9 protein-coding genes are annotated in these 7816 nt (G+C 51.0%); 3 read left to right on the plus strand and 6 right to left on the minus strand.

The annotated features are described in order from the left end of the window. Positions 1-563 (minus strand): dephospho-CoA kinase (coaE, locus tag HWQ67_RS09635; RefSeq protein WP_218252476.1); only part of this gene is annotated, 563 nt, incomplete at its 3' end. Positions 564-728: 165 nt separating this feature from the next. Here coaE and HWQ67_RS09640 point away from each other — a divergent pair. From HWQ67_RS09640 to HWQ67_RS09650, 3 genes are all read left to right on the plus strand, one after another. Continuing rightward, positions 729-1082 carry a nucleotide pyrophosphohydrolase gene (locus tag HWQ67_RS09640; RefSeq protein ID WP_218252477.1) on the plus strand — a complete coding sequence of 118 codons (354 nt, stop codon included), beginning with the start codon at positions 729-731 and terminating at the stop codon, positions 1080-1082. A gap of 80 nt (positions 1083-1162) precedes the next feature. Then, positions 1163-2011, plus strand: coding sequence for an acetylglutamate kinase (argB, locus tag HWQ67_RS09645; RefSeq protein ID WP_218252478.1), 849 nt, complete (start codon positions 1163-1165; stop codon positions 2009-2011). Further along, positions 2011-2715, plus strand: a complete 705-nt coding sequence (locus HWQ67_RS09650) for a class I SAM-dependent methyltransferase (protein WP_218252479.1) — start codon at positions 2011-2013, stop codon at positions 2713-2715. The genes argB and HWQ67_RS09650 overlap by 1 nt, the downstream gene beginning before the upstream one ends. 56 nt (positions 2716-2771) lie before the next feature. Here HWQ67_RS09650 and HWQ67_RS09655 read toward each other — a convergent pair whose 3' ends face one another. The 5 genes from HWQ67_RS09655 to dmeF form a co-directional block, all read right to left on the minus strand. Beyond that, a complete protein-coding gene (locus tag HWQ67_RS09655; protein WP_218252480.1) occupies positions 2772-3386 on the minus strand; it encodes a GyrI-like domain-containing protein in 615 nt (204 codons plus the stop codon). A 50-nt stretch (positions 3387-3436) separates the two neighbouring features. Next, entirely contained in the window at positions 3437-3913 is a 477-nt protein-coding gene (lspA, locus tag HWQ67_RS09660) for a signal peptidase II (RefSeq protein ID WP_218252481.1), read from the minus strand. Between the two features lie 8 nt (positions 3914-3921). Then, entirely contained in the window at positions 3922-6714 is a 2793-nt protein-coding gene (ileS, locus tag HWQ67_RS09665; protein WP_218252482.1) for an isoleucine--tRNA ligase, read from the minus strand. 61 nt (positions 6715-6775) lie between these two features. Continuing rightward, positions 6776-6907 carry a hypothetical protein gene (locus HWQ67_RS19935; RefSeq protein ID WP_255317207.1) on the minus strand — a complete coding sequence of 44 codons (132 nt, stop codon included), beginning with the start codon at positions 6905-6907 and terminating at the stop codon, positions 6776-6778. Positions 6908-7041: 134 nt separating this feature from the next. After that, positions 7042-7716 carry a CDF family Co(II)/Ni(II) efflux transporter DmeF gene (gene dmeF / locus HWQ67_RS09670; RefSeq protein WP_320414562.1) on the minus strand — a complete coding sequence of 225 codons (675 nt, stop codon included), beginning with the start codon at positions 7714-7716 and terminating at the stop codon, positions 7042-7044. Positions 7717-7816 lie beyond the last annotated feature (100 nt).

Here is a 7816-nt window from a genome sequence, read left to right on the forward strand (position 1 = left end):
TGCCTCTGCAGGATATCTAAGGTTGAAGAGTTATCAATGACGTAGGTGGACATCTGCGCCTTTTTGCCGCCAGCCATCTGGGCTGCCAGACGACGAGCTGCCTCTTGCTGCGAATAGCCTTTCCGGATGAGCCTCTGGTTGATCGCCTCTGCCGTGCTGATAACCGTGATCGTTACATCAACGTCTCTTTCAAAACCGCCCTCAAAGAGCAGTGGAATCTCCGCCACCACTATGCCCCCGGCATTACGCCCATGCAACTCCTTAATTTCCCTCATCACGTGTGGATGTATAATTGCCTCAACCCCGGCTCTGATCGCAGCGTCCGAGAACACGACCCCGGCCATCTTCCGCTTGTCTATCTTACCGTCCTGAGCCAGTATGTCACCGGCAACAGCCACAAGTTCACCCTTGATGGCATCAAGCCCCAAGAGCCTGTGGACTATCTCATCAGCACTGACGGTCACGGCCCCCAGCGCCCTGAACAACCCCAGGACCGTACTCTTGCCCGTACCAAAATTGCCCGTCAGCCCTGCCAGCATCTCAGAGAGAAAAGTTGCGTGCAATGCCCTGCACATACACGACAAATCCACGTTGTTGGACACATGGCACGTTCACTTATTTCTCCTTAACTTTTTTATATTGACAATCTTGTCCATTTACTTTACCCTAGTTCGGGTACGTTGGTCAAGCAACGTGTATATTAAAATGTGGCGAGGTGTTGATTACAAGTGACAATTGGCGATTTGAGAAAAGAGTTGAGGGAGTTTGCCAGACAGAGGGATTGGGATAAGTTTCACACCCCCAAAAACCTGGCAATGGCCCTGAGCGTGGAGGTTGCCGAAGTAGTGGAGATATTTCAGTGGTTGAAGGAACAAGAGAGCACAACCCTGGATGCAGATAAGTTGAGGCATCTCAGGGAAGAGATAGGGGATGTCTTTATCTATCTGACGAACCTGGCCGATAAGTTTGACATCGATCCGCTGGAAGCGGCTATGGAAAAACTCCGGCACAACAGAGACAAGTACCCGGCAGACGTCGTAAGGGGCAAGGCCGCAAAGTACACCGAGTACCTGAAGACATAGAACAGGATTCAGATGCGAATGTTACGTTTACGGTCATTGCCGCTTGCGCAGGACTGCCAAAGTACGAAAGGAAGGGCATTTTGGAAGACCTGGTAGCTAAGGCAGAGATACTCATAGAGGCGCTGCCATATATAAGAAATTTCTATAAGAAGACGTTTGTCATCAAGTACGGAGGCTCTGCCCAGAGCAGGGATGACCTCAAGGATTTGTTTGCCGGTGACATTGTCTTGTTTAACTACGTGGGGATAAACACCGTGATAGTCCACGGAGGCGGACCGCAGATAACGACCATGATGCAGCGGTTTGGCAAGCAACCTGTCTTTGTCGATGGCCACAGGGTCACGGACAGAGAGACGATGCAGATAGTGGAGATGGTGCTGGGCGGGTCCATAAACAAGGAGATCGTGTCGCTGATCAACCGTCACGGTGGCAAGGCCGTGGGCTTGACCGGCAGGGATGCCTCATTTATAAAGGCACGGAAAAAGACGGGTGGAGCAGACCTGGGATTGGTCGGTGAGGTGGAGGCCGTGGATGTATCGATCCTGACGGCGCTGATATCGGGTGGTTTCATCCCGGTGGTGGCGCCCATTGGCACCGGTTCTGACACGGAGGCCCTCAACATAAACGCCGACCTGGTGGCCGCAGCCATTGCCTCGACGCTGGAGGCAGAGAAACTCATCCTCTTAACCGACGTCCCCGGGATCATAGACAAGGATGGCGCCACCATATCCACGCTCAGGGCCGATGACTTCCAGGGGCTTGCCGCAGAGGGTACCATCAAAGGTGGGATGCTGCCAAAGGTGCAGGCCTGTCTTCAGGGACTCAACAGCAAGGTGACAAAGACACACATCATTGATGGTCGCAATCCACACTGTCTGTTGCTGGAGATATTCACTCAAAAGGGCGTGGGGACAGAAATCGTCCTCTGATGCACGGGCAGGTCAACCAGACCTACGACAAGGCATACTATGCGGCCAGGGCACAGGATAACAGTCGTATAGCGTTGCGCTTTTACGCCCGCATTGTCAAGTCATACGTAAGCAGTGGCCGCGTCCTGGATTACGGCTGTGGCACGGGACACTTCATAAAGCAATTTACACGGGGCTATGAGCCTTATGCCTATGACGTCTCACCCTATGCCCTGGGGGTGGTGCGAAACATCAGTGGAGGCATCCACGTATGCACGGAACCTGCGGCATTACAGGAGGGGTTCTTTGATCTCATCACGGCTATACATGTATTGGAGCATATCGCCGACCCCTCTGAGGTGTTGGCCATGTTTTCGTTGCTGCTGAGGGAGGGCGGGATAGTGTTTTTCGTGGTGCCCAACCTCTCCGGCCTGGGACACTGGTTGAGGAAGGGGACGTGGACAGGCTACGGGGACCCCTCTCATGTGTCGCTGTTGCCGTCAAAGACGTGGTGTGAGTTGACCAGGAAGGCCGGTCTGCGGATTCTTAAGACCGGTACGGATGGCCTCTGGGACGTGCCCTATATCAAGGACATGCCCATCTGGATACAGAAACTGATATTTTACCCGCTGCCGGCATTACAGGTGCTCACGGGGCAGTTGTTTATCCCACATGACTGCGGAGAATCGCTTGTGGTCATCGCACAAAAGAGGCCTTACGCATGAGTGGTGCCGCCTGTGGTGCCGCCTTCGGATTGGTTTAGCCTTTCTCTTGGCTTTAATTATGCCGGTTTGACAGATTGCCGTAATACGGTTTTCATGTTCTCCGGCAGTGTCTTGTGGGGATCGTTGAGGTATATTTCGTGGTGCTTGCCGGAGATTATATAGCCCTGCTCCCTGATGAAGCCGTGCAGGACTTCAATGGTCTGGTTTACGCTAGAGAACGGCCCTTTGTGCATGATCTGTGCGCAGAATCCTTCCTGGAAAGTCTCAAACCTTACATTGTTAAGTCGTGAGAGGGTTTTCTTCTTTTTTGCCTGTTCAAGGGCATCCTCAAACAATGCCTTTGTAACGTACTCGGGCTGCATGATCATCAATGTCCACAGCCATGCGTCCTTGTTCTGGGCGTCAAACTGCTCCCCCTGCGTCCACCAAAGTCCTTCCAGAGGCATAACGGTGTAGTCCTTGGCTGCAGGGAGCTTTTTGGACATGAACTTGAGTGTGTATGAAAGCGAAAACAAGCTTTCAGCGGAATTCTTAAATGCCTCTGTTGTGTTCGGGTCACCTGCGCCATCTATCATTAAGAAGTTCATCTGTGGTACGTCTACAGTCTCTGCCGCCTTTGCCGATGGATGATACAGGTGTTTGAGAGTTTTTTTCAGATCAATTTTTTCCATATTAATTACTCCTGTTTTTTTTCTTAGAGACTAAGCATTATAATGTCATGCTATGTTTTTGCCCTGAACTGACTGATTATCAGCATCGCTATTCCCACGGTAAGGGCTGAATCTGCCACGTTAAAGGCAGGCCAATGATATCTGCCAATATAGAGGTCGATAAAATCAACCACGTATGCCCTTGCAACCCGATCAGTTGCGTTGCCCGCTGCCCCGCCCAGCAACAGAGAAAACGCATAGAGGTCATTGTCACTTATCCTGATAAGTGCGGCAATCAGCACCAGGGCCACTACGGAGAGCACTATAAAGGTGCCGTTACCAAGTCCCTGAAACAACCCAAAGGCCGAACCTATGTTTCTGACGTAGACGATGTTAAAAAACGGTAGCACCACCCTTGAGTCATGCAGGGGCAGCGTCTGCACTATCAAGAACTTGGTGCCCTGGTCGAGCAGATAGATTACCGTTGCAATGGCATAAAACTTCCATTTTCCGGAGCCTCCTCTGCCACGTATGATTTTTTCTATCAAACCGGTGCTCATTGTCCGACGCGGAGGACATCGTAACACCTACTGCACAGGTCAGGCTCATCGCTCAAGCTGCCAACGGAGACACTGACGTTCCAGCACCTCTGGCACTTCTGCCCCTCCGCCTTTACAACGTCTACTGCCAGGTTATCGACCTTGTGCATCTGTTGCATCCTTTCATCAGGTATGTGGCTATATGGCAGCAGCTCTGCCTGTGAGACAATAAACAGGGTTGGCAGGAAGTCCTTGTAATCGCTTATCAGCGACATATATGGTTCCTCGCAGAAGAGGCAGACCCTTGCCTCAAGGGAGTTGCCAATGACCCGTTCCTGCCTTTTTATTTCGAGGGCCTTGTTTACGACGTCTCTGACCTTTACCAGGGCCTGCCACCTTTGGTCAAGTGCGTCGTCTGTGAAGCCGGGGTCGGGGGTGGGAAAATCCACCAGGAATATACTGTCATGCCCCTTGTCCTGAAGATGCTGCCAGACCTCCTCAGCCGTAAAGGAGAGGATCGGCGCCATTAGGGCGGTCAACGTTGTCAGGGTTTTTTTCATTGTCCACTGAGCCGCACGTCTCTGGGGGCTGGTGGCGGCAAAGGTGTAGACCCTGTCTTTTATTATGTCGAGGTAGAAGGAACTCATATCTATGATGCAGAAGTTGTGTATGCAGTGAAAGGCCTCATGGAAGCTGTAGTTGTCGTAGGCCTTTGTCACCTGCGTGATGAGCACCTGGAGTCTGTGCATGGCCCATCTGTCGAGTTCGTTGAGGTGGGCGCTGTAGTCGCCGTTATCGAGGTCATTGATGTTGCCGATGAGAAACCTGCATGTGTTTCTGATCTTTCTGTATGCCTCCGTAAGTCTGTCCAGAATTTCCTTTGATATCCTGACGTCGTTTCTGTAGTCCTCGGCGGCGACCCAGAGTCTCAGGATATCGGCGCCGTTTTGGTTGATTATATCTATGGGAGTGATGACGTTTCCCTGGGACTTTGACATCTTCTTGCCCTTGCCGTCAACGACAAAGCCGTGCGTGAGGACGGTCTTAAACGGTGCCCTGTCCCTTACGCCGGTGGAGGTGATAAGTGAACTCTGGAACCATCCCCTGTGCTGATCGCTGCCCTCAAGGTACATGTCAGCCGGCCAGGACAGACCCTCAAATCGCTCAAGCACCGCCTGGTGACTCACACCCGAGTCAAACCAGACATCAAGGATATCGCTTTCCTTGTCAAACTCCTTACCGCCACATTTGGTGCATACATAGCCCTGTGGCAAAAACGCATCGGCGGAGAGTTCAAACCATACATCGGCCCCCTGTGCCTGCACCTTGTCGGTTATCAGTTGTAGGACGCCCCGGTCTGTGACAACCTCGCCACAGCCCTTGCAGTTGAGCACCGCTATGGGCACGCCCCAGGAGCGTTGTCTGGATATACACCAGTCCGGCCTGTTTTTGACCATAGCGTTGATCCTGTCTATGCCCCATGCGGGAATCCAATTGACCCGCTCTATTTCATCGAGGCAACGGGTCCTTAAGTCGTCCCGCTGCATGGAGATAAACCACTGGTCGGTTGCACGGAAGATGACCGGTCTCTTACAGCGCCAGCAGTGCGGATATGAGTGCGTGATCTCCTCTCTGTGCAGGAGGTCATGGCCTTTGCTTAGGAGTTCGATGATTTCCTCGTTTGCCGACAGCACAAACTTACCTTGCAGGAAGCCCCCTTCGGCGGTAAATTTACCGGCGTTGTCAACCGGGGCATAGATGTCAAGGCCGTGCCGTATGCCAACCGCATAGTCATCCTCGCCATGTCCGGGGGCTATATGCACGATACCCGTGCCATCCTCTGCGCTGACAAACGGTGCCGTTACCACCACCGATGTCCTGTCAACAAAGGGATGTGCCGTGGTTATCCCTGCCAGGGCACCGCCCTTGATTGTATATTGCACATTGCCCAGTTTAAGCGTGTCTTTCAATCTCTCAACGAGGTCGCTTGCCACTATGTATGCACTTGCGTCGTCATTGACAATCACGGCATAGTCGAGGTCCGGATGCACCGCCAGGGCCATGTTGGCCGGCAGCGTCCAGGGTGTGGTTGTCCAGATGACGATGTAGATTGCTTTTATGTTATCATCGGTGGTTATCCGCGGGAGGTCTGCCGCCACAACCTTGAACCGGACATAGACGGAAGGTGAGCGTTTGTCGTTGTACTCGACCTCGGCCTCCGCCAGGGCCGTCATGCAGGAGGAACACCAGTGCACCGGCTTTCTGCCCTTGTAGACGTAACCCTTGTTCAGGAACTTGTGAAACTCCCTGACAATGGTCGCCTGATAGTCGTAGTCCATTGTTACATACGGGGTGTCCCACTTGCCGAAGACCCCCAGGCGTATAAACTCATCCCTCTGGATATCGATGAATTTCTCTGCGTATTTACGGCAACGCATACGCCTGTCGTTGACCGACAGTTCGGCCTTCTTGCTGCCAAGCTCCTTGTCCACCTGGTGTTCGATGGGCAGGCCGTGGCAATCCCATCCAGGGACGTATGGTGCGTAGCGACCCCTCATGGAGTTGTACTTGACGATCATGTCCTTGAGTATCTTATTGAGGGCATGGCCGATGTGTATGTGTCCGTTTGCATAGGGGGGGCCGTCGTGAAGGATGTAACTTGTGTTGTCCTTGTTCTTTTGCAGCATCTGCTGGTAAACGGCCTTGTCCTTCCAGAAGGAAAGGGTTTGAGGCTCTCTCTTTATGAGGTTTGCCTTCATGGGAAACTCCGTTTGCGGGAGATTGAGTGTGTCTTTATAGTCTTTTTTCATAATGAATATAAAATACCATTTATTCTCAATGGATGTCAAGGTTCTAAAAAAGTGCGATTCATCATGTCTTATCTGGAATCAGTAATCTTTCTTTCATGGTTCTACTGATGCCGTACCTGTCGGTTTTGAAAAACGACACGGACGTCTGTAATAAATCGGCCAGTCTGGAGAGCTCCTCCGAGACACCTGCCATCTCCTCCGAGAGCGATGTGACTTGCTATGTTCATCGTGGTCCTAGTGTCCGATGAGTCGAGGATGGTGAAACCACCTACCTTGTCGCCCTTTATGTTGGCCGATTTCTTCTCGATAAAGGAATTTGCAATGTTTTCATAGTTTAAGGATATTTATATTTGGCTTGATACAAGGTTCATCCTTGCATTCATTAACTTCGATTGCAACATGAGATAATTTTTGAAAATTACTCAAGAGTCCTTTGTAATGTTCCGTGGTCTTAGGAAAGTGCGTTACCAAAGAAATTATTGCCGCATAGTGATTCGCTCCGACTTTCCATATATGAATATCAGAAATCCTGTTATCAGAATCTTTTTCAATAGCTTGTTTAATTGTAAGCTGATATTCTCTGTCAATACTTGCATCAAGCAATATTGGACTTGCTTGTTTCAACAACCCACACGACCAGCGTGTAATGATAACCGCACCAACTATTCCCATTATAGGATCAAGCCAATTCCACCCTAAGTATTTGCCTGAAACCAGTGCTGCAATGGCAAGCAAAGATGTCATGGCGTCCGCTAAAACATGCAGATAGGCTGCTCTCAGGTTATGATCATGATGCTCATGATCGTGAGGATGTTCATGAGTATGACTATGATCCTCTTTTAAAAGAAAAGCGCTTATTATATTGACAACCAGACCAAAGACTGCGACGCTGATAGATTCATTAAAATGGATTACTTGTGGATGTATTATTCTTTCCAAAGACTCCACCAACATCACCAGGGCCACGACAGTTAAGGCTATAGCGCTGGCAAAAGGTAGCACCCCAAACAACCGTGGTCATGCAGCCACCGCCATTGTTTGGTTTTGTAGGTGCCTGGGTGGTCGTCCTCGTCGTGGAGGATCAACCCATAACGGCAACGGC

Origin of the sequence: Candidatus Magnetobacterium casense (assembly GCF_019173545.1) — a bacterium.
In the GTDB taxonomy this organism is placed as follows: domain Bacteria; phylum Nitrospirota; class Thermodesulfovibrionia; order Thermodesulfovibrionales; family Magnetobacteriaceae; genus Magnetobacterium; species Magnetobacterium cryptolimnobacter.